The sequence below is a fragment of the Arcicella aquatica genome (assembly GCF_034928825.1).
Lineage (GTDB): Bacteria > Bacteroidota > Bacteroidia > Cytophagales > Spirosomataceae > Arcicella > Arcicella aquatica.
On sequence record NZ_JAYFUL010000039.1, the window covers coordinates 1 to 24812 of the forward strand.

General features: G+C 36.6%; 23 protein-coding genes. 10 read left to right on the top strand and 13 right to left on the bottom strand.

From position 1 onward, the window contains the following. Positions 1-37: 37 nt before the first annotated feature. The 5 genes from VB264_RS18810 to VB264_RS18830 all read right to left on the bottom strand — a co-directional run bounded on the left by VB264_RS18810 (position 38) and on the right by VB264_RS18830 (position 3702). A complete protein-coding gene (locus VB264_RS18810) occupies positions 38-310 on the bottom strand; it encodes a PIN domain-containing protein (RefSeq protein ID WP_323251842.1) in 273 nt (90 codons plus the stop codon). Further along, positions 292-522, bottom strand: coding sequence for a hypothetical protein (locus tag VB264_RS18815; RefSeq protein WP_323251845.1), 231 nt, complete (start codon positions 520-522; stop codon positions 292-294). Before VB264_RS18815 ends, VB264_RS18810 begins: the two co-directional genes overlap by 19 nt. Before the next feature lie 83 nt (positions 523-605). Beyond that, positions 606-1850 carry a sulfate adenylyltransferase subunit 1 gene (locus tag VB264_RS18820; RefSeq protein WP_309924563.1) on the bottom strand — a complete coding sequence of 415 codons (1245 nt, stop codon included), beginning with the start codon at positions 1848-1850 and terminating at the stop codon, positions 606-608. Positions 1851-1946: 96 nt separating this feature from the next. Continuing rightward, a complete protein-coding gene (cysD, locus tag VB264_RS18825) occupies positions 1947-2888 on the bottom strand; it encodes a sulfate adenylyltransferase subunit CysD (RefSeq protein WP_309924564.1) in 942 nt (313 codons plus the stop codon). A 124-nt stretch (positions 2889-3012) separates the two neighbouring features. Continuing rightward, positions 3013-3702, bottom strand: a complete 690-nt coding sequence (locus VB264_RS18830) for a phosphoadenylyl-sulfate reductase (protein ID WP_323251849.1) — start codon at positions 3700-3702, stop codon at positions 3013-3015. A 304-nt stretch (positions 3703-4006) separates the two neighbouring features. Here VB264_RS18830 and VB264_RS18835 point away from each other — a divergent pair, with 304 nt between their 5' ends. Beyond that, a complete protein-coding gene (locus VB264_RS18835; RefSeq protein WP_323251851.1) occupies positions 4007-4702 on the top strand; it encodes an AlbA family DNA-binding domain-containing protein in 696 nt (231 codons plus the stop codon). Here VB264_RS18835 and VB264_RS18840 read toward each other — a convergent pair. Beyond that, complete coding sequence (locus tag VB264_RS18840) at positions 4699-5364, bottom strand: hypothetical protein (RefSeq protein WP_323251853.1); 666 nt, start codon at positions 5362-5364, stop codon at positions 4699-4701. The genes VB264_RS18835 and VB264_RS18840 overlap by 4 nt on opposite strands. A 213-nt stretch (positions 5365-5577) precedes the next feature. On the opposite strand from VB264_RS18840, the gene VB264_RS18845 reads away from it, so the two are divergent. The 4 genes from VB264_RS18845 (at position 5578) to VB264_RS18860 (ending at position 9116) form a co-directional block, all read left to right on the top strand. Continuing rightward, a complete protein-coding gene (locus tag VB264_RS18845; protein WP_323251855.1) occupies positions 5578-6336 on the top strand; it encodes a helix-turn-helix domain-containing protein in 759 nt (252 codons plus the stop codon). Positions 6337-6367: 31 nt separating this feature from the next. Further along, positions 6368-7534 (top strand): FAD-dependent oxidoreductase, encoded by a 1167-nt coding sequence (locus VB264_RS18850; protein ID WP_323251857.1) that lies wholly within the window; start codon positions 6368-6370, stop codon positions 7532-7534. Positions 7535-7650: 116 nt separating this feature from the next. Next, a complete protein-coding gene (locus VB264_RS18855; protein ID WP_323251859.1) occupies positions 7651-8463 on the top strand; it encodes a helix-turn-helix domain-containing protein in 813 nt (270 codons plus the stop codon). 77 nt (positions 8464-8540) lie between these two features. Continuing rightward, positions 8541-9116, top strand: coding sequence for an NAD(P)H-dependent oxidoreductase (locus tag VB264_RS18860; protein WP_323251861.1), 576 nt, complete (start codon positions 8541-8543; stop codon positions 9114-9116). A 51-nt stretch (positions 9117-9167) separates the two neighbouring features. Here VB264_RS18860 and VB264_RS18865 read toward each other — a convergent pair whose 3' ends face one another. The 4 genes from VB264_RS18865 to VB264_RS18880 form a co-directional block, all read right to left on the bottom strand. After that, complete coding sequence (locus VB264_RS18865) at positions 9168-9770, bottom strand: YkgJ family cysteine cluster protein (protein ID WP_323251863.1); 603 nt, start codon at positions 9768-9770, stop codon at positions 9168-9170. 264 nt (positions 9771-10034) lie between these two features. Then, positions 10035-11096, bottom strand: coding sequence for an NAD-dependent epimerase/dehydratase family protein (locus VB264_RS18870; RefSeq protein ID WP_323251865.1), 1062 nt, complete (start codon positions 11094-11096; stop codon positions 10035-10037). 24 nt (positions 11097-11120) lie between these two features. Continuing rightward, positions 11121-13064: a KUP/HAK/KT family potassium transporter gene (locus tag VB264_RS18875; protein WP_323251867.1), complete on the bottom strand. Its 1944-nt coding sequence runs from the start codon at positions 13062-13064 to the stop codon at positions 11121-11123. Positions 13065-13263: 199 nt separating this feature from the next. Then, positions 13264-14643, bottom strand: a complete 1380-nt coding sequence (locus tag VB264_RS18880; protein ID WP_323251869.1) for a monooxygenase — start codon at positions 14641-14643, stop codon at positions 13264-13266. A gap of 309 nt (positions 14644-14952) precedes the next feature. Here VB264_RS18880 and VB264_RS18885 point away from each other — a divergent pair, with 309 nt between their 5' ends. From VB264_RS18885 to VB264_RS18895, 3 genes are all read left to right on the top strand, one after another. Further along, a complete protein-coding gene (locus VB264_RS18885) occupies positions 14953-17904 on the top strand; it encodes a M16 family metallopeptidase (RefSeq protein WP_323251871.1) in 2952 nt (983 codons plus the stop codon). A 106-nt stretch (positions 17905-18010) separates the two neighbouring features. Next, positions 18011-18364: a YraN family protein gene (locus tag VB264_RS18890; protein ID WP_323251872.1), complete on the top strand. Its 354-nt coding sequence runs from the start codon at positions 18011-18013 to the stop codon at positions 18362-18364. A 247-nt stretch (positions 18365-18611) separates the two neighbouring features. Further along, the gene (locus VB264_RS18895; protein ID WP_323251874.1) at positions 18612-19601 is read left to right on the top strand and encodes a toxin-antitoxin system YwqK family antitoxin; all 990 of its coding nucleotides are present in this window, start codon (positions 18612-18614) and stop codon (positions 19599-19601) included. 187 nt (positions 19602-19788) lie between these two features. Here VB264_RS18895 and VB264_RS18900 read toward each other — a convergent pair whose 3' ends face one another. From VB264_RS18900 to VB264_RS18910, 3 genes are read right to left on the bottom strand one after another with little or no spacing between them, the layout of a single operon-like run. After that, the gene (locus VB264_RS18900) at positions 19789-20421 is read right to left on the bottom strand and encodes a NeuD/PglB/VioB family sugar acetyltransferase (RefSeq protein ID WP_323251876.1); all 633 of its coding nucleotides are present in this window, start codon (positions 20419-20421) and stop codon (positions 19789-19791) included. 24 nt (positions 20422-20445) lie between these two features. Continuing rightward, positions 20446-21720 carry a M14 family zinc carboxypeptidase gene (locus tag VB264_RS18905; RefSeq protein ID WP_323251878.1) on the bottom strand — a complete coding sequence of 425 codons (1275 nt, stop codon included), beginning with the start codon at positions 21718-21720 and terminating at the stop codon, positions 20446-20448. 19 nt (positions 21721-21739) lie between these two features. Next, positions 21740-22975, bottom strand: coding sequence for a voltage-gated chloride channel family protein (locus VB264_RS18910; protein ID WP_323251880.1), 1236 nt, complete (start codon positions 22973-22975; stop codon positions 21740-21742). 241 nt (positions 22976-23216) lie between these two features. Here VB264_RS18910 and VB264_RS18915 point away from each other — a divergent pair, with 241 nt between their 5' ends. Then, the gene (locus VB264_RS18915) at positions 23217-23744 is read left to right on the top strand and encodes a YceI family protein (RefSeq protein WP_309924587.1); all 528 of its coding nucleotides are present in this window, start codon (positions 23217-23219) and stop codon (positions 23742-23744) included. Between the two features lie 153 nt (positions 23745-23897). Further along, a complete protein-coding gene (locus VB264_RS18920; protein WP_323251882.1) occupies positions 23898-24644 on the top strand; it encodes a pirin family protein in 747 nt (248 codons plus the stop codon). Positions 24645-24812 lie beyond the last annotated feature (168 nt).

The following is a 24812-nucleotide window of genomic DNA, read 5'->3' on the forward strand; positions in this document are numbered from 1 at the left end:
CAATATGAATAAAATTGTATTTTTCAAATAAATCACCTCAATAAACATGAAAAATCCACCCAAAACATGAGTGGATTCTATTATAAATCAATATCGAAAAATAATTTTCAAGGGAAGCCGAAAATGATACAAACTTTTGAAGTAGTTCGTATTCTTCATGAGTAATATTTTTAGTGGCAAATAATTCTATATGCGTGATGATAGATATTTCTGGATTGATATTCAATAAGAAGTCTTTTCCATTAGCAGGAATTTTTCCATTACAAAAATCAATAATAGCATTTGTGTCTATTAAATATCTTGTTCCCATTCATTACGCATTTGTTTAATATTATCATGAATTTTTTGAGCAGATTCATCTGACATTTTTCCCCAAAAGTCAGCCATAGTAACCTTCTTAGGGAGCTCTTCAACGATTTCTTCAATCGCATATACGAGTACTTCTATCTTTTTCCCTACATATTCTTGTGGTACAGATAAAAGAATATCTCTCTGTTGTGGAATAATACTTGTTCTTAACATCGCTTAAAAGTATTTATCGTAAACAACAATCACTCTTCCAAAGAATGAAAGAGTGATTTATAAACAAATGTAATATGTTATTACTATAAAACAAATCCAACCCCAACGGTTGAGTTTGTTTGGTCGTCCACTAAAATAAAGGCGCCGTTTGCAGGATTGTATTCGTACTTATCTGCAAAAATTGGCTTAGCAGTTTTCAAGACGATCTCTCCGATTTCGTTCAATTTCAATTCAGCAACTGCATCTACAATCGTATCTTGGTTCACTACGTCAATTTTATTATTCAAAGCTACTACTTTCGCTTTCGAATCATTAATGCCATGCTGAAGGATATAAGTTTTACCTGAAACCAATGGTTTAGAATCCATCCAGCAAATTCTTGCAGTGATTTCTTTCAATGGCTCAAGTGTTGAAGTAGATTTCACCAACATATTACCACGAGAAACATCTACATCTGTTTCTAAAGTAATTACTACAGATTCCTTCGCTCCAGCTTTTTCTAATTGCGTACCGAACTTTTCAATCGTTGCAATTTTAGAATTTTGTCCAGTTGGCAAAACAGTGATTTCATCTCCAACAGAGAAAGAACCACTAGCAATTTTACCTGCATAGCCTCTATAATCATGGAATTCTTCCGTTTTTGGACGAACCACAAATTGAACAGGGAAACGAGCTGGCTTTTTAATTTCGTCGAAATTGGTAGATTCCAATTCTTCTAACAATGGCGCACCTGTAAACCAAGGCATTTCAGTTGACTGGGTAGAAAGGTTTTGTCCATATAAAGAAGACATTGGAATAAAGGTTATTTCTTGTCCTTCAAAAGACACTTTATCAGCCAAAGCCTGAACAGCATCTTTGATTTCGTTAAAACGTTCTTCTGAATATCCTACTAAGTCCATCTTATTCACACACACAATTACTTTCGGAATACGAAGCATTGATGAGATGAAGAAGTGGCGGAAAGTTTGTTCTAACACACCATTACGTGCATCTACCAAAATCATAGATACCTTTGTGTTTGAAGCCCCAGTAACCATATTACGGGTATATTCAAAGTGACCAGGCGTATCTGCAATGATGTATTTACGTTTTGGCGTCGAGAAATAAATATTGGCTACGTCAATCGTAATACCTTGTTCACGTTCAGCGATAAGTCCGTCTGTTAATAATGATAAATCTAAAAAGTCTAAACCTTTACGTTTTGAAGCCGCTTCTAATGCTTCAATTTTATCACGCGTGATTGATTTTGTTTCGTATAAAAGTCGTCCGATGAGGGTACTTTTCCCATCATCCACCGAACCTGCTGTTGCTATTCTTAAAATATCCATCTTTTCTATTGAGTGAATGGTGATTGAGTGATTGAGTGATTTTATTGGAATATTAAATATTCACTCAATCACTAATTCGCTCAATCACTCAATTCATTAAAAATATCCTTGTTGTTTACGTTTTTCCATCGCTGCTTCAGAACGTTTGTCATCTATTCTGGCACCACGTTCTGAGATTTCTGCTGATAGGATTTCACCGATAATATCGTCTAATTCTATTGCTTCAGACGCTACAGCGGCAGTACACGTCATGTCGCCAACGGTACGGAAACGAACGGTTTCTTCAAAAGGAATTTCTTCTGCATCTTTATTCAAATATTCAGAATCTGCCCAAAGCATTCCATCACGCTGAATTACCTGACGTTTGTGTGAATAATAGATAGAAGGAATCGCCATTTCTTCTTCTTTGATATAATTCCAAACATCTAATTCTGTCCAGTTTGAAATCGGGAATACTCTTACGTTTTCACCAATAGCAATACGACCATTCAACATATCAAATAATTCTGGACGTTGACGCTTAGCATCCCACTGTCCAAAATCATCACGCACTGAGAAAATACGTTCTTTCGCACGCGCTTTCTCTTCGTCACGTCTTGCACCACCAATACAAGCATCGAATTTAAACTCTTCGATAGCATCTAGTAAAGTAACCGTCTGCAAGGCATTACGAGAAGCATATTTTCCTGATTCTTCTTTTACTTTTCCTTGGTTGATAGAATCTTGTACATAACGTACTATCAATTCTGCCCCCGTCTCTTTAGCCAACCAATCACGAAATTCAATGGTTTCTGGGAAATTATGACCCGTATCTACATGAAGTAAAGGGAAAGGAATTTTTCCCGGATAAAAAGCTTTTTGAGCTAAACGTACTAACGTGATAGAATCTTTCCCACCAGAAAACAAAAGCGCTGGTTTCTCGAACTGAGCTACAACTTCACGCATAATATAGATTGCTTCGTCTTCTAATTCACGAGGGAAAAAACCAAATTTCGGAGTGGAAACTTCTGGACTTGGATTTTTTAAATTATCAACCATATTTTTAATTTTTTATTAACTCTTTGACTGTCAGCTTTAAGCAATGAGCTACAAGCTTTTTATTACTTTTAAAATTATAATCGTAACGATAAATTACTCATCACTCAAAACTCCTAACTCATCACTAACTATGCAAGCCACATTCCTTTTGTGATGCTTCCCACCACCAACGTCCTGCACGTGGATGTTCTCCTTCTTGGATGGCTCTAGTACAAGGTGCACAACCAATTGAAATAAAGCCTTTTCTGTGTAAAGGGCTATCAGGAACTCTGTTTTCTTTCAGATAAGCCAACACATCTTCGTAAGTCCAATGAATAAGCGGATTGTATTTAATGACATTATTGTTATTATCCCATTCAACAATTTCCATGTCAGAACGGTTCTCTGATTGCTCCGCACGCAAGCCTGTAATCCAGATTTCGGCACCTGCCAATGCTCTTTTTAAAGGCTCAATTTTACGAATACCACAACATTCTTTACGATTTTCAACAGAAAAATAAAAGCTATTAAATCCTTTTTCTTTTACTAAGGCTTCTACTTTGGCAGTATTAGGAAAATAAGTGTCAAATTCTTTTCCATACTTATTTTTGGTGGTATCCATCAGCTCATAAGTCTCTTGGAATAAACGACCAGTATCAAGCGTAAAAACTTTGATAGCAAGATTGTTCTTAAAAATAGCATCGGTAATTACTTGGTCTTCCTGACCGAACGATGATGAGAAAACTACATTTCCATAGTTTTCAGCCATATAACTTAGCCCTTCTGTAAGTGAAAGACCTTCTAAGGCTTGTTTTAACTGACTTAAATCTGACATAAGCAATCCTGAATTTTATCCTCGTATCCGAGCTTGGCAAAATTTCATATCTGCTTAGTTACACTTGGCAAACTTTTCGGCTTTTAGACTTGTTAATCCTTTAGCAATTAGTTCTAACTGGTAGCTAAGTAATTAGGAGTACAAAGTTAGACAAAGTCTATTAAAAAAAATCATATAAAGTCTATTAATTGAGTAGATTTTAGCTAAAATATTTTTAAACCAAAAAAAATTTCGTACTGCTAAATCCGTTATCTTTAAAACAAATCCATATCTGTTTATAAGAATACCTAAATCATAAATCTGTATGAATCAGGCACTTGTATCCTATTTTGAGAAGACTGAGAACCACAGTCGCGTGTCAGGAATGAAATTGAAGGATTTAAAGAGCCTTGTTCGTCAAGGAGAGAATATTCAACTTGAGTTTAAGCTGAAAGCAAATCACCCTGAAAAAATTATCCGTGAAGTTGTAGCCTTTGCCAATACAAAAGGAGGTACTTTGCTGATTGGCGTAGGTGATGATAAAAGTATTCCAGGCCTCAAATTCGTCGATGAAGAAGAGTATATCTTAGTCCGAGCCATTGAACGAAACTGCTTCCCTCCTGTTTTGTACGAAATTGAACGAGTTAGCGTGACTGACGACCGTGAGGTTTTGGTCATCACGATTCCGAAAAGTAAAAAAAAGCCCCATTATGTCCAGCTTGAATCCGAAGAAATGGGTAAGGCCTATGTGCGTGTTGCAGACCGCTCAGTACAGGCTAGCAAAGAGATGAAGCAAATCCTACGCCGTGAAAATGAAGAAGGTATTCAATTTACCTTTGGCGATAAGGAAAAAATTCTAATGTCATATCTATCAGAAAACACAAAAATTACCCTTCCAGAATTTGCTAAAATAGCCAATATTCCTCTTTGGCTAGCTTCTAGAACCTTGGTTTTGTTGGTACTGGCCAATGTGCTAAAAATACAACCTCATGAAATTTTGGATTGGTATTTAGTTGCTTAGTCAAAATCTTTTTTCTCGTAATAAGGAGCTTGACTTGGCACATCTATTACGGGCGGTTTCCACATAATTTTTTTCCCAAATTTGAACGTAAAACCAGCACTAAAACTAAGCATATTCGATAATCCAGTATTGCCATAAACAATTCCTGTATGCTTTATTTTCAAGAACAATCCCATTCTGTCAGCATTTTCTTGAAACTGTATACCTACACTTGGGGAAAAGCCCCAATTGACCGAGCTTCCAGAAGGAATATTTTTGGCAAAACCAATATAAGTAGGATCTATCTGCGTTTCGTAACTGGTGAAATAAGCACCAGTTTCTAGTCCCAAGAATGGTTTAATAAATTTCTTGCTATAAAGATAATACTCTGCTCCGAAAGATACAGGAACAACATCTTTGTAGTAATAGCCATAAATTTTTGTGCTATAATCAAACCGAGATTGTACCGCTAAGGCGACCCTCATTTTATTAATCCCAGAATAAGCTGTTAATTTTAGCTTTTCAGAAAGGTGCTTTCGTAGGCTGATATCTAAACCCGAACCAGAATAACTGCCATCGTCACCAAAAGTTGGTTCTGTTACATAACTAATTCCCGTGCTGACTTGGATTTGCGCTTGAAGGAAAAGAGGGAAGAATATCAAAATAAGTAACAGTTTTTTCATATTCAATTCGGTTTATATACAATAACGAATATACAACTTTTTTATATTGCTAGTCTTCTGACTGTCAATTATTTGAGAGCTTATCTTGAAATTTCTTCATATAAAACTGAAAAAGAGAAAAGAAGAGGTAGTTACTAGCGGTAGATATGATTAATTTTAAACGATTAATTACGGTCTAATAAGTTTTTGTTTTCTCCAGTTAATGTTTTCACCATGCTGAAAAACGATTTTGAATATCAATTTATTAAGCCTGATGTGTTGCTTTCAGACTACGTTGATTATTTTTGGTTGGTTGCCAATCATTCTGAAAATGATAAACAGATTATTGTTTTACCTGACGGCAGGGTCGATATTTTATTTTCCTATTCAGCTTCCGAACCTTTCCATGTTGTTCTTTTGGGCTTAGAAAGTCAAGCTACGCAAACAACATTTGCCAGCCAAACAGTCATTTTTGGTGTTAGCCTCAAACTCTTAGCTATTGAATATTTACTTCATACTAGTATTTCTTCTTTACTCGATGATGTTCAAGTTTTGCCCACTAGCTTCTGGGAATTTAAACAAGAAGATTTAAGCAACTTTGAGCTTTGTTGCCAAAAAGCCACGCATAAAATCAGTCAATTGATAAAAGGCAATATTGACAACCGTAAACGGAAACTATTTGGGTTAATCTATTCCTCAAAAGGCTCAATGAATATCACTACATTATCTGAGGAAGTAGCTTGGAGTAGCCGACAAATAAACCGATATTTTAATCAAACCTTTGGTATCTCTTTAAAATCCTACTGTAATATCCTACGCTTCAGGGCTTCGTTTACACATCTGAAAGAAGGAAAGCTTTTCCCAGAACAAAACTTTACTGATCAGGCACATTTTATTAAAGAGGTAAAAAGGTTTTCGGGAGTAGTACCGAAAGAGTTGAGCAAAAATAAAAACGACCGATTTATACAATTTTTAGCACTACCACCTGAATAGCTTTGTAGCGTATTTAAAACAAGCTATCAAAATGTTAATCAAAGATAAAAAAATCGCAATTGTTGGAGGTGGTCCTGGCGGACTCACCCTTGCTAGACTTTTACAAATGAAAGGGGCTGATGTAAAAGTATATGAAAGAGATGCTAATAGAAATGTAAGAGTACAAGGGGCGACTTTAGACCTTCATTTGGAATCAGGACTTAGAGCCTTAGAAGAAGCAGGTTTAATGAATGCCTTTAAAGCAAATTATAGGCCTGGGGCAGATAGAATCCGTGTCTTAGACGAGCATGCAAAGATTTTCTATGACCAACACGCAGGAGAGAGCATCGAAGCTTTTGGAGAAGAATGGTTTAGACCAGAAATAGACCGTGGTCCACTAAGGGAAATCCTATTAGATTCCCTACAAGCTGATACTGTTGTATGGGATAGTCATATTTTATCTCTTGAACCGATAGCAAACACATGGAAATTAGTTTTTCAAAATGGTAATATTGCCATCGCTGATATAGTTATCGGTGCAGATGGTGCAAACTCTAAAATCAGACCTTTTATTACGCCCATTAAGCCTTTTTATTCAGGCATAACAGCCCTAGAAGGTAATGTTTATGATTCAGCAAAAAATGCTCCTAAGATTCATGAGCTATTAAAGGGAGGAAAAATATTTGCCTTTGGTGATGCTAAAACATTGATAGTAAGTGCAAAAGGAGATGGCAGTTTAGCTTTTTACACAGGCTGTAAAATGGATGCCACTTGGGTAAAAGACAGCGGTATTGATTTTACCGATAATAAACAAGTGTTAGACTGGTTTAAAAACGAATATGCGGCATGGGATGCTATTTGGCAAGAATTATTTGAATATGATAAAGGTTACTTCATCCCAAGACCATTATATTGTATGCCTTTAGATCAAACTTGGGACGCAAAAGCGAATATAACGATGCTTGGAGATGCGGCACATTTAATGCCCCCTTATGCTGGCGAGGGTGTCAATATGGCCATGTTGGATGCAGTAGAATTAAGCGAGGCTTTAACTACTTCAGCATATCCAACGATACAATCAGCCATTGCACATTATGAAAAACAGATGTGTTTAAGGTTTGCGGAAGTAGCACAAGAAACCTTGAATAATACCGATTGGATGCATTCTCCAAATGGTTTGCAGATAATGCTAGATATGTTTAATGAAATACCAAGTTAGTCACTAAAACTGGTCGTGGGTTTTCCACGACCTAATACTATCAAAAGAGTGTGGTGCTTAATCCTCAAGAAATGATTAACTTGTAACTAGATAATCAGCAATTGATTTATATAGATATGAACCTACAAGAATATACTAGTAAACGAATCATGGTACCTGCTGAATTCGAAGATATTTTTTCTCATTTTTATCTCGCTGAAAATAAATCAGCACAGGACATTCATAAAACACTGGTTCCAAGCTTCCAAACTATTATGGTTTTTAGTTTTGGTGTGCCAATATGTTTTAATACTAAGCAAAACACGAACATTGAGATTGATAAGTGTATTATTTTAGGACCAATAAAGCAGCCTATTGAATATACATTACCAATAGGATCCGAAATGTTAGTTATCAATTTCAAAGACGATGCCTTCTACCGTTTTTTCGGACAAGTAATACTATCCGACCATTTGCCTATTAATCCAGATGATTTACTCAACGAAAATTGTTTTACAAACCTTTGGGGTTTGCTTAAAAATACTGACAAAACTAAACGTATCGATTTAATACTAGATTTTTGTAAACCATACTTACAAACAAGAGAAAAAACATTTGAGCACTTTACCTCCTTACAAAACGATTACACGGTTTTGAATCCAATCAAAATCATTGCACAAGAAACCAATCAAAGCGAAAGAACTGTACAACTCAATCATAAAAAATACTTTGGATACACTGCCAAAGAAAAAAGCCGTTATCAGAAATTTATAAAGGTTATTGAACTACTACAAAATCAACGTACAAAAACAGATTGGTTTACTATCATTGAAATAGGTGGTTACTACGACCAAAGTCAATTGATTCACGATTTTAAGCACTTTCTTAATCTTTCACCAAACCAATATCTTAAGTTTCAAGAAGATATTTGCCAATCAGAACCTAAGTAGGCATTTCGTTTTCTTACAATTTTAGGCTAATACGGCTCGCTACCTTTGTTTCATAAAATTATCTAAAAAATAAAACAATGAAACATCTTATTATTTATGCCCATCCTAATAAAGCGAGTTTAAATCATCTTTTTAAACAAACTGTTGAACAAACCCTGACACAACACAATCATGAAGTTGTAGTCAGAGATTTATATGAACTTAATTTTAATCCCGTACTTTCTCTTGAAGACATGGCTGGTCAACGCAAAGGCACTGTAAACAATGATGTAAAGCTTGAACAAGAGTTTATCTCATGGGCAGACGCCATTACGTTTATTTATCCTATTTGGTGGACAGGTATGCCTGCCATTATGAAAGGCTATATCGACCGTGTTTTTAGTTATGGTTTTGCTTATCGCTATGATCAAGGCGTACAAAAAGGATTATTGAGTGGAAAATCTGCCTACATCATAAATTCTCATGGAAAGTCGAGTGCTGAATACGAAAAAAATGGTATGGACAAAGCGTTATCACTAACTTCCGATAAAGGCATTTACGAATATTGTGGTTTTGAAATAAAACAACATTTCTTTTTTGACCAAGCCGACCGTAACACACCAGAAAAAGTCAACAACTGGACATCACAGATAATTACCACTTATTCAAAATAATAACACTTGAAATTATGTATCATACCACATTACTCAATGTCGTATAAGACCTTAAATTTCTATTATTTCAAGACTTTCAGCATAATAAAAATGATTTAAAACCATTTCTAATGCCAGCTCTATGGCTTTGTTGATGGGGTATTGTTCTTGAGACAGCGGATAGTCTATCGCTGAAAGTTTTGAATGGTAATAACTTATTTGTGGCACTAGCATTCCAGCTTCTGCTTGTTGAGTAAGCTCCTGATAAGCTACAGGATAGGCAGCTTTAATTTCTTTACAAGTAACCATTTCTGGCTTGTTTTCTTTGTTTCGGCGAAAAGAGAAACCAAAAAGGCGACAAATCATGGCTCGATAAGTATAATCGCTACAACCTCCATTGTTTAAAGGAGTTAATGCAGGTTTATACAACATACAAATAGCTGTTTGGGGATTGGCTATCAGCTCATTATAAAAAAGCTCGGCTTTGTTTTCCTGATAAAGATGATAGGCAAAGGGAAGAAGTTCTAAGATAGTTGCCCCAACATTTGGCGACTTACAACAATTGGAACAGCCACTCAAACACGACAGTCCACTTTTTGCTTGTAAATTAGCCAAATCGGCATTTAGTTCGGTATAAAAATTTGTTACAGCATTTACTTTTTCTACTAGCCTCATTCCGTTTCTCCCTTGGGGTTAAAAATATTTAACCCTATACGTATATTTACGGAAAGCTCTGGCTACGATGTAAGGTAGGTAGAATAGCTGGTAATTCAAGTTTATTAAAATTATAAGGAGTGTTTAAAAAATAATAGTTCATCTCACGGAAGATTATATAATACATATCTTTTCAAACAGTAGGAATTCGTTGTCCATCAATCATAAAAAAAACGGTCTAAATTAGTTTAGACCGTTTTTTTATGATTTTAAAAATCAATATCATTACTTTAATACATAAGCCAAAGCCTCCTCGTTTTCAGTAATCCATTCTGTAATTTCTGTCACAATTTGTTTTATCGAAATTTCAGGTTTCCAGCCCGTCAAAGCCGTTACTTTCGTATTGTCTGTTATATATAAACGAATATCAGCAGCACGGTTTTCTGCTACTTTGCTAATTGGAATGGTTTTACCAGTTACCTCTTGGCAAATCTGAGTAAGTTCTTGTAAAGAAGCACTTACTTCAACACCTCCTCCAGCATTCAGAATTTCACCGTTTACAGTATCAATGTTATGAAGTTGGAAATCAATCAGTCTGTATAAATCTTTTACGTGTAGCATATCACGTGTCTGGCGACCAGAACCGCCATAACCAATATATGCCAATTGCTGTTGCCAATAATGTTTAGCTACCCACAGCACCATCACACCTTGGTCTATTTTCCCCATTTGCCATGGACCCGTCAGCACGCCACAACGATTGATGACGGTTTTCATGCCATAAAATTCGTTGTATTCATGAATCATCAATTCAGACGCTAGTTTAGTAGCCCCGTATAATGACCTTGCACCATCCAATGGGAAGTTTTCAGCTATCCCTTTTGATGAAACCCCACCGACTGATTGTTCATCTGACAACACAAAACGAGTCTCAGCTTCTTCAAAGTTCAGTTTTTCAATGGCTTTGATAGGATAAATTCTACTGGTAGATAGGAAAATAAACGCTGCACCACATTTTTTGGTATAGTTCAAACAGTTGATTGTTCCTACCAAATTTGTATTGATTAAGTAATCAGGCGTGCCTTCCAAACCTGCTAATACAGAAGGTTCAGCAGAAGATTCAATCACAAAATCAACCACTGGCAATGCATCAAAATCTTCTTTATTACGGATATCTCCGTGAACAAAAATGGCTCCTGCTTTGGCTAAACGAGGTAAATTAAGTTCAGAGCCTTTGCGTTTTAAATTATCCAAACAGATTACCTCATAAGTAGGATAATTCGTTTTAATATTAATAGCCAGAGAAGAACCAACAAAACCTGCTCCGCCAGTGATAAGAATTTTCAAAATATCTAGATTTATAATTATAACTTACTCTACTCTTTTTAATACAACATTTTCAACGGGACGGATAATCAATGGTACTTTTTCTACTTTTACCGCACTGGTATCCAATCCAAACCATTTATCTTCCGAAGGTGTAAAGTCTTTAATAAAGAAATAAGCCTTCATGATTAAGCCTTCCAGCAATGATAATTTGTTATCAAACGATAGGAATTTTTCTAATACTACAAATCGGAAATCGCCAATGACATTTTGTTTGTTCAATGACTCATAACGAGAGGTAATATCCACTTCTCCTTTTTTCACCATATCCTCCACAACCTTTCTGAAATAAAGATTAATACGTTGCTCTACTCTAAAACCTAATCTGAAGTTTACTTTAATTACGTCGTCGGGTTCTATCACGCTTACTTTATATTCCATTGTATACGGATCATCCATTGTATCTACGTGGACAAACCAATAAATATCTGCTCTTTTAGGGCGTTTTTGGAAGATAGAGTAAATAATTTTCGATTCAATTTCGCTAGTTCGTGCCGCATTCGACATAAATACTAAATGGGTAGCATATTTAGGAATACTCATATCTTGGCTCAGTTCCTTCAAGGGTTCTATATAATCTGCCAGTTTTACGTATTCTGTCAATCGCATTTTAATGATATTCGCCCTAAACCAAATCACCATCAAAGCAATAATAGCGGAGGCAATAAATAGCGAAACATATCCACCATGTACAAACTTACGAAGATTGGCTATCAAGAATGCCCCTTCTATGGCTACGTAAACTATGATAAATCCGACAATCCACCACATATCAATTTTGCGTGTATGTAGGTAATACGCCATCAATGCGGTAGTCATCAACATCGTCAGGGTGATAGCCAAACCATAGGCAGCTTCCATATTAGCAGACTCCTTAAACCATAGCACAACACCAACGCAACCTAACCATAAGAAAATATTCATACTTGGCACATACAACTGTCCTTTTTGGTCTGAGGGATAATGCAAGCGAACCTTAGGCCAAAAGTTCAAACGGATGGCTTCTGAAACTAACGTAAATGACCCCGATATTAAAGCCTGACTAGCAATCACTGCCGCGGCTGTAGCAATAACAATTCCCCAAATCAAGAAATCTCCAGGCATTAATTCAAAGATAGGTTTACGCCCATTTAAAAGTTCTCCGTTATGAGAAATCAGCCAAGCACCTTGTCCGAAGTATTGTAACAAAAGGGCTATTTTAACAAAAATCCAGCTAACCCTGATATTGCCTCGTCCACAGTGTCCTAAATCTGAATACAAAGCTTCTGCTCCTGTTGTACATAAAAAAACTGCTCCTAGTAACCAGAAGCCACTTTCGCCACCATGTGAATTTGTCAGCAAATCATAGGCATAATAAGGAGACAAAGCTTTTAGTACTGTCCAGTCTTTCGCAATCCACAGAATCCCAAAGAAGCCCAACATAGAGAACCAGACTAGCATAATAGGGCCAAAGGCTCTACCTACTACCTTCGTACCGAAAATTTGGAACATGAATAATCCCGTAATAATAGCCAATACGATAGGTACCGTTTGGAGGTCAGGATATATTTTCAGTAATCCTTCAATAGCAGAAGCTACTGAGATAGGTGGTGTAATAACACCATCTGCCAACAACGTTGATGCTCCGATAACTGCTGGGAAAGTCAACCACTTAGCATGACGCCTCACCAAAGCGAAAAGGGCTAAGATGCCGCCTTCACCACGGTTATCTGCTCGAAGAATTAGGATTACATACTTGAAGGTGGTTTGCAGTGTTAATGTCCAAAAAATACACGAAAGCCCACCAAGGACTGTTCTTTCATCTATTGGCACATTCCCAATAATTGACTGCATTACGTAGAGAGGTGAAGTACCAATATCACCATAAATAATTCCCATCGCTACCAGCAGACCTGCTGCGGTGGCTTTGTCCATACTTTTATGTTCCATAAAAAGGAAGCCATTGTAACATTGATTATTACAATTTTTTGTTGGTTAAGTAAAATTTATTCAAAATTTGGCAAATTATTGTCTGTATTGCAAGCAAATATAATACCTCTTCTGGATTATTTACATTATTCAAAAAAAGACCGCTCATTTCTGAGAAGCCTTTTTATAAATTTAGTTCCATTTCTAAGTTATTTTTTCTCTATTCTTCATAATAATAACCAAAAATAATATCCATTTCATCTTCGGAGGTTAAGCCAAATGAGATCGTTTGGCTAGACGTATTATTATAAGTAACCACCGACGTGAGTCCCTCGCCTTTTTTCAAGGCTATCGGTGTGGTATAATTAATCATCGCTGGATGTTCCCAGTCGGTACTCTCATATACTACTTCCCCATTTCTTGTACCTCCCAATATTTTTATGACAAACTTTTGTCCATATTTATGATTATGGGATGTCAAGGCTACTACTTTTACATCTGCACTAAACTTAAAATCTTTCGTAACGGTAGTAACTGTTTTGGCGGGCAAGCTAAAACTGGTATTATTAAAGTCAATCGTTTTTACAACATTTTTCACTTTTGATTTATCTACAGTATAAAGATTTACATTGTTTTCACCAAAGTGGAAATCAGTCGTTTTGTTGAAATAATGTGGATTTAAGTCAACCGTCATGCCTGCTGGTAATAACAAAGCCGTTCCTTCGGGAAAAGTATATTCCTGACTAGCATTTGTTCCTCCGCCCAGAAACACATGGTTAGACATCTGTAAGGCTGTCGCTAAATTCAAGGTGTTATCTGAGTTTCTTAAATCTCTAATAGTATTGATGGTTGGTAAATTACTCGGTGTTTTATCTCTAAAATCGTATAATACCATGTGGTGGCTATTGGTACGAGACTGAAATTTCAAACGGTTTACGTATATATCAGTAGTATTACCTACAGCCTTACGTACAAAAATCTCTCTCTCAAAATTGGGTTGAATCGTAAATTTTTCTACCTGCATCTGATACCCCGCAACGCCTTCTTGTTGAGGCGTTTGCATGGTTTTAAAATCATCGCTACTAGAAACACTCGGTGTTTTATCATCCAATAATGTTTTATCTACCACATCTCCAGTTTTAGGAGCCCCTGCTTCAATCCAGCGACGAACGAATTCTATCTGACCCACTGTAAGGGCAGTTCCACCCAGAGGCATTGGCGAACCATATTGTTTACCGCCATGATGTGATACATCCCAATTGAGTTTATGGTAAAATAAGCTTTCTAAAGATTTGTAGGGCTTTACTCTCAGGTGCCCGTCTGCCTTAGAAAGTTCATTTTTAGGTACAACTCCTACTAAATTAGCAAAGGCTACTGATTTTTCTAAGACTAATCCGTGTTGAGCATAAGTGCCGTCTGAAGTAGAAGCATGACAACCTGAAGTAGCACAAGTGGGCGTAATGATTCTATCTTGGATTAAGCTAAAGCTTGATGTTTCAGCGACAGGTTGGTTATCATCTATCGCTTTTTTTGAACATGCTGTTATCAGCAGAAAGCCACTTGCTAAGATGATAATTCCTTGGTATATATACTTTTTCATGATTATTTTTGTTAGAGTTCTCTACTTGGACATCGCTGATAAAGATAGTTTATTTTATCTTGTCAAGATAACGCAAAAGATAGTGATTTATGTTGAGATTTTATCAGCTTTCACCAAAGAGCTTTTAATCTGTAGCACAAGTTTCTAACTCGTGCAAGATTACGCCTATGCAACTTTTCTTATGAAATGAGCATCTTTTACAGTAAGGGGTAAAACTTTCAACTAACAATACCGTTTATCAAAAAACAATAGTTACTTTGTCAATAAATCTATTAATTGTTTCTTTTTACAAAATCCAACCTACTTCGCATGAAAAACCTTAGGTTATCTCTGCTGGGAGTCGTGTTATCGCTATTTCTAAACACTCTCGCATTTGCTCAAAAAACTTTTGACTGGAAAACAGCTTCTGCTGCTGGTTATACTTACAAGTACGTAAGTAACGACCCAATGAAAGCTCGTTTTTACACATTGCCTAACGGACTGACTGTAATCCTTAGCGAAAACCACAAAGAACCACGTATTGCGGCATTAATTCCTACACGTGCGGGTTCAAACACTGACCCTAGAACTAATACTGGACTTGCCCATTACCTAGAACACATGTTGTTTAAGGGAACTGACAAATTTGGTTCATTAGACTGGTCAAAAGAAAAACCATTGCTAGACCAAGTGGATGCATTGTACGAAAAGTATAATAAAACTACTGACTCGGCACAACGTAAAGCTATTTACAAAGAAATTGACCGTGTGTCGGGCGAGGCAGCTAAGTTTGCTATCGCTAACGAATACGATAAAATGATGGCTTCGATGGGTGGACAGGGCACTAATGCTTTTACTTCTTATGAGCAAACTGTTTATACAGAAGACATCCCTGCAAATGCTATCGACCGTTTCTTGAAATTACAAGGCGAGCGTTTCCGTAATCCTATCTTACGTATTTTCCACACAGAATTAGAAGCTGTTTACGAAGAAAAAAACCGTAGCCTTGACAACGATGGCTGGAAAATTTATGAAGCCAGAAATGCTGCATTGTTCCCAACGCATAATTATGGACAACAAACTACTATCGGTACGATTGAACACTTGAAAAATCCTTCATTGGTTGAAATCCGCAATTACTTCAAAAAATATTATGTGCCAAACAACATGGCTATTATTATGGTGGGAGATTTCAATTCGGATGTTTTAATCAAGAAAATTGAGGCTTCTTTCAAATACATGGTTAGCAAACCAATTGCTGAATACAAGCCAGCTCCTGAAGCACCCATTACTGCCCCTTTAGTACGCGAAGTGTTTGGCCCTACGCCAGATGCCCTTACTATTGCTTGGCGTTGGGCGGGTGCATTGAATACTAAAGAAAAAATTGTTGGTACAATCGTAGATGAATTGATGTCGAACTCAAAAGCAGGTTTGATAGATTTGAATTTAGTGAAAGCCCAAAAAGTATTAAGAGCAAGCTGTAGCCCAGAATGGAACAAAGACTATTCAGTTTGGCAAATGACGGGCTCTCCTAAAAAAGATCAAAGCCTTGATGATGTAAAATCATTGCTTTTAGGCGAATTAGATAAATTGAAGTCGGGTAATTTTGACGAATCTATTATCAAAGCTATTGCTGCCAACTATAAATTAACGGCTATTCAGGGTTTAGAAAACAATTCTTCTCGTGCTTATAAACTTTTAGAAAGCTTTGTGTTTGATAAATCAAACAAGTGGGATAAGGATGTTGCGATAAATGATGCTTTAAGCAAAGTAACCAAACAAGAAGTAATGGATTTCGCTAAGAAATACTGTGGTGATGGTTACGTGGTTGTTTACAAACGTAAGGGTACTGATCCTAATATTTCAAAAGTTGATAAGCCTGCGATTACGCCAGTGGAAGTAAACCGTGAGGCACAATCTGATTTTTTGAAAGATGTAAACACAACGGCGATGTCGAACATCGAACCAAAATGGTTGGATTTCAACAAAGACATTAAAAAAGGGGAAATTGGTGCCTTGGAAGCCCTGACGGTAAAAAATACAGATAATGACCTTTTCCGTTTGAGCTACCGTTTTGATATGGGTTCTTGGAATAGTAAAGTATTGCCTATTGCCCTTCAATATTTACAATTTGTAGGTACAGACAAAATGAATGCTGAGCAAATCAGTACAGCATTTTATCGTTTGGCTAGTAGCTTCAATACCTCTTATACCGACCACCATATTACTTTGGGAATGTCAGGCTTGAACGAAAACTTTGCTAAAACAGTAAGCCTTTTTGAAGATTTATTGACTAAATGCAAGAAAGATGATGCCGCTTTAGAATTACTAAAAGGCAGATTATTGAAACAAAGAAATGATGCTAAATTGAACAAAGGAGCCATCTTGCAAGGATTGGCTACTTATGCTTCGTTTGGTGCTAAAAACCCAAGAAATGCCTTACAGTTTACGGATGCAGAACTGAAAGCATTGAATGCGGATGACTTAATTAGCTTCTTGCACGATTTGTTCTCATACAAACATACAATCATATATTATGGGCCAAAAACAGTGGAAGAACTGGCTGTGGCTTTAAAAGGTGCTCACCAAATTAATAGTACTTTCAAGGCAGATTTACCTTTAGTGGCAGATTTCAAAATGGAGTCGCCAACTAAGCCAGTTGTATTGTTTACTGATTATGACATGGTTCAGGCAGAAATCAACTGGGTTCGTCCTACGATTGCCTTTAGTGCAGCCGAAACACCTATCGTAGAGTTATACAACAACTACTTTGGTGGAGGGATGTCTTCTATCGTTTTCCAAACTATTCGTGAATCTAAAGCGTTGGCTTACTCAACGTATGCGTATTATCAGACACCAAATATCAAGGATGAAAAATATCGCATGATTGCCTACATTGGTACACAAGCAGATAAAATTCATGAGTCTATCGCTGGTATGGATGAGTTGTTGAACGATTTCCCATCGTCTGAAAAGAACTTGGAAACAGCTATAGCGAGTATGAAAAAGAATTATCAAACTGAGAGAATTACGCAGGATAATATTATTTATACTTATCTAAGTGGACTTGATAAAGGCGTAACTACAGATGAGCGTCAGGCTATTTATAAGGCTTTGGATAAATTAAGCTTAGATGATTTAAAGAAATTTCAGGATACTTTATTAGCGAAAAAACCATATGCAATGTGTGTGGTGGCTTCTGAGAAAAAAGTAAACTTAGATACTTTGAAAAAATACGGAGAAGTTAAGAAATTGACTTTAGAAGATGTATTTGGATATTAATTAAGCAATTAGCTGTAAGCAGTAAGCTTTAAGCATAAGCAATGATAAATCAAAGCTTACTGCTTATAGCCTACAGCTTACAGCTAATTTTATACTCTACACCCTTATGACACAGCACCTTGAAACAGGCAAAAAAGCCGAAGACATTGCCGCCAGTTTTCTACTTGAAAAAGGCTATCAAATCCTCCACAGAAATTACCGCTATGGGCGGGCTGAGATTGATTTAATTGTTCGAAAAGGAATCTTCTTAGTATTTGTCGAAGTAAAATCCCTCACTAATACAAAATTTGGAATGCCCGAAATTGGCGTAAACAAACATAAGGTTGCAATGATAACCAAGGCTGCCGACTTTTATGTGTATAAAAACAATTGGCATCAACAGATTCGCTTTGATATTGTATCAGTTGTTTTTAAAAGCAATACTTTTGAAGTAACGCATTTTGAAGACGCATTTTATTAATTTTTCAGTAGCACGAGTTTTCAAGTCGTGAAAAATAATGACGACTTGAAAACTCGTGCTACTGAAAGAATAATTGCGCTATTCTTAGGATAGCATGAAAATGCTTATCTTTACCTATAAAAATAAATATATTCATATTTTCGTTTATAAGGATAACCATTTCATATTGATGGCATGAGGGTATTGAATAATGCCCCGTGTGATTTACAATTCTGTTGATTCCATGCTTATTTTTTCACCCATAAAAATGAAGTCTATCGTTTTCTTTTTAATAGTTATATTTTCGTTTGCTTTCAGGATAACATTTGCTCAAACTGATGAATTCAAAACAAAAGCAAAACCAAAAACTGATAGTTCGGCCAAGAAAAAAGGTGGACTATTGGGTGGATTAATACAGTCGGACATATTAGATAATGTTAAAAATGCGAAGAAATCGATTGATGATAATAAAGAAGAATTTAAAAAATTAGGCAATGATGTTGATGCTTTAACGGCCGATTTAGGCTTGAAAATCCATAAATCTAAAAAGAAAAGTAAAGCCAAGAAAAAGCCAAAAGACGAATACGAAGACATAAAATTTGAAATACGCATTGGTGAATATGGGTCTGGAGTAAGATTGACTGTAGAGGAAATTCATGTATTGCGAAACCCTGACGAAGCCGAACCAAGCATTTATGCTAAGGAGATTTGGTGGTATGACCCTAAACTCAGAAGGGTAACGAACGTGCCTAGAAAAGATAAAAACTACGGAGAGGTTTGTCATGGCCCTTATAAAAAGTATGTAAATGATGAGTTGGTTGAAGAAGGCTCGTTTTATGTGGGTGTAAAAGATGGACGTTGGGAAACTTATAACCAAGACTATATCCTGTTATCGAAAGAAAAGTACAAAAGAGGTTTTTTAGCAGATTCAAAGGTTAGCTATTACGATAAGGCTGAAACAAAAATCAAAGAAGTAATTCCTGTACGATTCAATAAAGTAACGGGCGATTATCGCTCTTTTTATGAAGGTGGACAGCTAAAAGAAGAAGGCAAATTTGATGATAGTATAAAAGTAGGTCGTTGGCGAGAATACCATCAATTCGGAGCAATGGGGCGTTTAAAAAAAGAGACTTTATACGCAAAAGATAAATTTGATAATTCCGAAGCAGTAGTGCTGCAAGAGCGAGACAACAAAGGAAAAATTATCTACGAAGCTCCTAAAGCGAAGAAGAAACCAGAGGATGAAGAAGAGAATTGATAGGGTTTAGGAGTTTAAAGAGAAAAATGTCCATAATACGGTACTTAGACTTATGTACTACTGAGCACCAATAAGTGCACAATCAATTGATAATCAAAAATTTATCACTAGGGAGGGACTTAAGTCCCTCCCTAGTGATAAATTTTCACGTTAATGTATACTCATAAACTTTGAACGCTCATAACCCCTAAACCTTCTTAGCAGGATTGCCAAATACCGTTTCACGTGCCTTGATGCTTTCTACTACTACCGAGCCTGCACCAATTCTTGCTCCTTTACCAATTTTTACGCCTGCTACAATCGTTACACCTGAGCCGATAAATACATTATCGTCAATAGAAACGCCTGCTCCAATGATGCTTCCTGCTCCGATTTGAACGAAATTACCAATTTTAGCATCATAGTCAACAATTACACGACTGTGTAATAAATTATGACTGCCGATTTCAGCACGGGCATTGATAATAGTTCCCGCAGAAATCAAGTTGCCATGTCCGATAGTTGCTGTTAATGCAATAGCTGTTTGTTCATGAATAGCATTTACTGGCTGAACCTTTTTATCGTCATGAAGCATTTCCACTAAATTCTGACGCACTTTCAACTCGTCGATAGCAATAAATACTTCACATCTTTTCCCGATAAGTTTAGTATAATCTTCATCGTCAGTACTACCCATCACGATTACATCGTCTATTTCGGTATTGTGCAATTCCTTGTTGTCATCTAAAAAAGCATAGACCACAACATTATTTGTTTTGAAAATATCAAGGGCGACAGCTCCTAAACCACCTGCACCTAAAATCATTACTGGATTCTCCATAATTTTCTCGATTGAAACATCGAGCTACAATTTTACTCCGTTATTTATTTTATAAATTACTTTTCCGTCTTTTACTAATTCAAATTCAGCCTTTTGCCCTAAACTTATTTCTTGGGTGGCACTAAATATTAACCCTGTAGCATCTATTTCGTCTGTTCCAAAAAACACTGACATATCGCCAATTTCTTCAATTACTGAGCTTTGCGTAAAATAGTCTCTTCCTTTTACGGGTCTTTCGTTTCTATTAATCGCAATATCTGCTTGATAAGTAGTATTTCCTTTTTTGATAGTAACATTTCTGATGATTAAATCATAAATCACTTTATCGTTTACAGGAATGGCTTCATATTCGCTAATATCTTCTTTTTCATACGATTTATCTGCAATCATCTGCAAACCAGTAAGGATAGCAACGAAATTCAGTTGACGAATATACTGTTTCTCAGGGTCATTTTTAAAACCTCCAGATTCTATCAAAATCAAGGTAGAACCCCATTTTTGAATATTATCACCAAAAGCACGAGGCTCGAAATCAGAAGGCCATTTCCCTATAGCATTCGGAATAAATGGCTGTAAAGCATGATTCATTCCTACGATAACCAACATCGCTTTCTTTCGGGTTTCGTTTACTTCTTGGGCTTCGTTATAGGCCGTTGCCAAAAACGAAATAGTAGCCAAATTCCCCGTTTTGCCTGCGGAATATCGCCTGCCTTTGTCATGAAGATTAAAAGCAAAATCTGGCTTTAAGTCAAACACTAGTTTTTTCAACAACGCTCCTTCTGGTGTTTGTAGTGCCAACGCATCACGGTTCATATCAATGCCCAATGCTGTATAGCGACTCCAAGCTTCTGCCCCGTCAGGATTTAACATCGGAACGAAATAAAAAGTGCATTCTTTCAATAAGTCTGTTCGTAATTGATCTAATTGCTGGTCATCGACACCCGAATTTGTTCTGTTTTCCAAGAAATTAAAAATATCCATCAAAGCCATCGTAGCCGTTGCTTCATCTCCATGCATCTGCGACCAAAGCAATACTTTCGTTTTTCCTGTACCACATTTTATCAAATAGATATCCCTTCCTTCACTAGAGAGGGTGGCTTTAGAAACATCAAATAATGGATTGACTTTTAGTCGCTCAATGTTGGCGAGCAAAGTCTGATGACCGAACCTACGCTTGGTAATACTTTGTTCCTTAAACACCTCATGATATCCATGAAGCATTTCTCCTAAATTTTGAGCATAGTTTGCTGATATTGAATTCATAATAAACATCACATAAAGTACTAAAATCTTTTTCATGGGACTTGGGCTCGAAAGTTTATAAAAACTCTTCATTGGGTACTTTATATTTATTTACCCCTATTTTCTGAGCAGTATAAATGCCTGAATGACCAGAAAACACATAGGCCATTATACAAGCAATCGCTAAATAAATGGCAGACTGTGCCCCAAACAATTCAATCCCCATTAAAGTGCAAGCAATAGGCGTATTAGAAGCCCCCGCAAACACTCCGACAAAGCCCATGCCTGCCAGTAAAGCCAGAGGAAGCGGTATAAAACTAGTCAACGCATTGCCCATCGTGGCACCGATATAAAACAAAGGAGTAACTTCTCCACCCTTAAAGCCCGACCCTAATGTTAACGAAGTAAAGAATATTTTGGCTAAAAAATCATAAAAAGGTAACTTTTCAGTAAATGATGCTACAATAATAGGTACGCCCAAGCCATTGTATTTTGAAGTACCTACCAGCCAGAAACACAAAGCCAAAAGTACTCCGCTAATTACGGGTCTTAAAGGAGGATATGAAATATTGGCTTTGAATACATTGCTCCAAAAATGTGTACTTTTAGCAAAGAGCATACCGACCAAGCCAAATAGAATTCCTGCTAACATCGACCATAAGATGGATAAAATTGCCAAATGAGGTTCTGATAAAATAGGGTAATGTGTATGCCCCACATGCCATAATTCCTGACAGGTATAGTCAGCCAATAATGCCGCAAAAAGACTTGGCAAAAGCGCATCGTATCGTATTTTACCAATAAAGGCAACCTCCAAAGCAAAAATAGTTCCTGCTAGTGGCGTTCCAAAAACAGAGGCAAAACCTGCACTTACCCCCATCATTAACAGGATTTTGCGGTCATCATCATTTAGTTTGAGTGGCTTTGTCAGCGTATCTGCAATCGCTCCACCCATCTGTACTGCTGTTCCTTCCCTTCCAGCCGAGCCACCTACAAAATGTGTAATGATGGTAGTAATATAAATCAGCGGCATCATTTTGAAAGGAACGATTTTATCAGGATGCTGAATTTCTTCAATTAGCTGATTATTCCCTTTGGCTACATCTTGCCCAAAATAATGATAGATAGCCCCCACAGCTAATCCGCCTAGCGGTAAAAGCCATATTAACCACGGATGGTTTTCTCGATAGTGGGTCGTCCAGTCTAACGTTACCAAAAAGAAAGCCGAAGCCGAACCAATAGCCAAGCCAACAATCATTGCTACTAAAAGCCACTTCAAGGTAAATTTCAAAACAAAGAGTTGTTGATTCATTCTACTTTGGGTATCTGTTTACAAACAAAATTACGGAATGTATTTCAAATAGCTTTGCGAAACCCTTGCAACAAATAGTTGATTAATTGTTTTTCATTAGTCTCATTTGCAAAGTACCCTTCCCTAATTTACCCGAAAAAATAATTTTTCAGAAAAATGAAAAAGATTTGAACCTATTTTTAATTTTAATGTTATAACATTAAATGTATAAACATTAATTATCAAAAAACAATATTTAACAATGGCAACTTCAACTTGGGCTATCGACCCTTCGCACTCAGAAATTCAGTTTAAAGTAAAACATTTAGTGATTACTACAGTAACAGGTAACTTCAAAGAATTCAGTGGTTCAGTAGAAGCTGGTGATGATTTTGATGGCGCATCAATTTCATTTGAAGCAAATACGGCTTCAATCAACACCAACAGCGAACAACGTGATGGTCACTTGAAAAGTGCTGATTTCTTTGATGCTGAACAATTTCCAACGTTATCGTTTAAATCAACTTCATTCACAAAAGATGGTGATGATTTTACATTAGTGGGTGACTTAACGATTAAAGGAACTACTTTACCCGTAAGTTTAGCAGTAGAATATAACGGAACAGCAACGGACCCTTGGGGAAATGTAAAAGCTGGTTTTGAATTAAAAGGAAAAATAAACCGTAAAGATTTCGGTTTAGCTTGGAACGCAATCACTGAAGCAGGTAGTGCGTTAGTAAGTGAAGAAGTAAAATTAATCGCTAATGTACAATTAGTGAAACAAGCGTAATATAAGTTTGGAATTGGGAGTTTGGAGGGGGTAGCTTTGTCAACTCTTAAAGAGTTGATAAAGCTGAGAAAGTTGTAGATTGGAGTCTTTTTTTAAATACAATCTCATGGCTAAAAGCTCACAGCTCAAAACTAATTGTTAAATAATAACACAATGGAAACGACTCTAGGAACAGCCGTCAAAAAAACATTATATAAAGCTGGTACTCGTGGACAGGCTGACCACGGTTGGCTGAAAACTCGCTTAACATTTTCATTTGCGGGGTATCACGACCCTAAAAGAGTACATTTTGGTGTGTTGAGGGTCTTGAATGATGACCAGATTGCTGGTGGAAAAGGTTTCGGTATGCACCCACACGATAACATGGAAATCATTACGATTCCGTTGGAAGGCGTGGTTGAACATCGAGACAATCAAGGTAATCATGGCATTATCACGAAGGGCGAAGTACAAGTAATGTCGGCTGGTACGGGCGTTTACCATTCAGAGTTTAATCATTTGAAAGATGAAACGCTAAAATTATTTCAGATTTGGCTTTTCCCGAACAAAGGCAACGTTACGCCTCGTTATGGTCAAATGAAATTCGATGTGGCGGCACAGCATAATGATTTTCAATTATTAGTTAGCCCTATCGAAGCCAATATCCCTAATACCTTGGGTATTCACCAAGATGCATATTTTAGTATGGGAAAATTTGAGGCTGGCCAAGAATTTACCTACAAAATCAATCGTGAAGGCAATGGTTTGTTTATTATGGTTGTAAATGGCAGTGTAAACGCAAGTGGAGAATTGTTAGAATTACGCGACGGTCTAGGCTTAGAAAATATTACAGCGGTAAATTTCAAAACCGAAAACGGTGTTGAATTACTATTGATGGAAGTTCCGATGGAACTTGAATAATTTTGAGGGTTTGTTTTTACCCCGCAGATGGGCGCTGATTTTTTCGCAGATTTACGCAGACAAATAATATCAGCGTAAATCTGTGGTAGTAATCTGCCATATCTGCGGGTAAAAAATAAACAAAACCTAGATTCATTTGGTTAAAAGAATAATTAAAGTAATATTTTT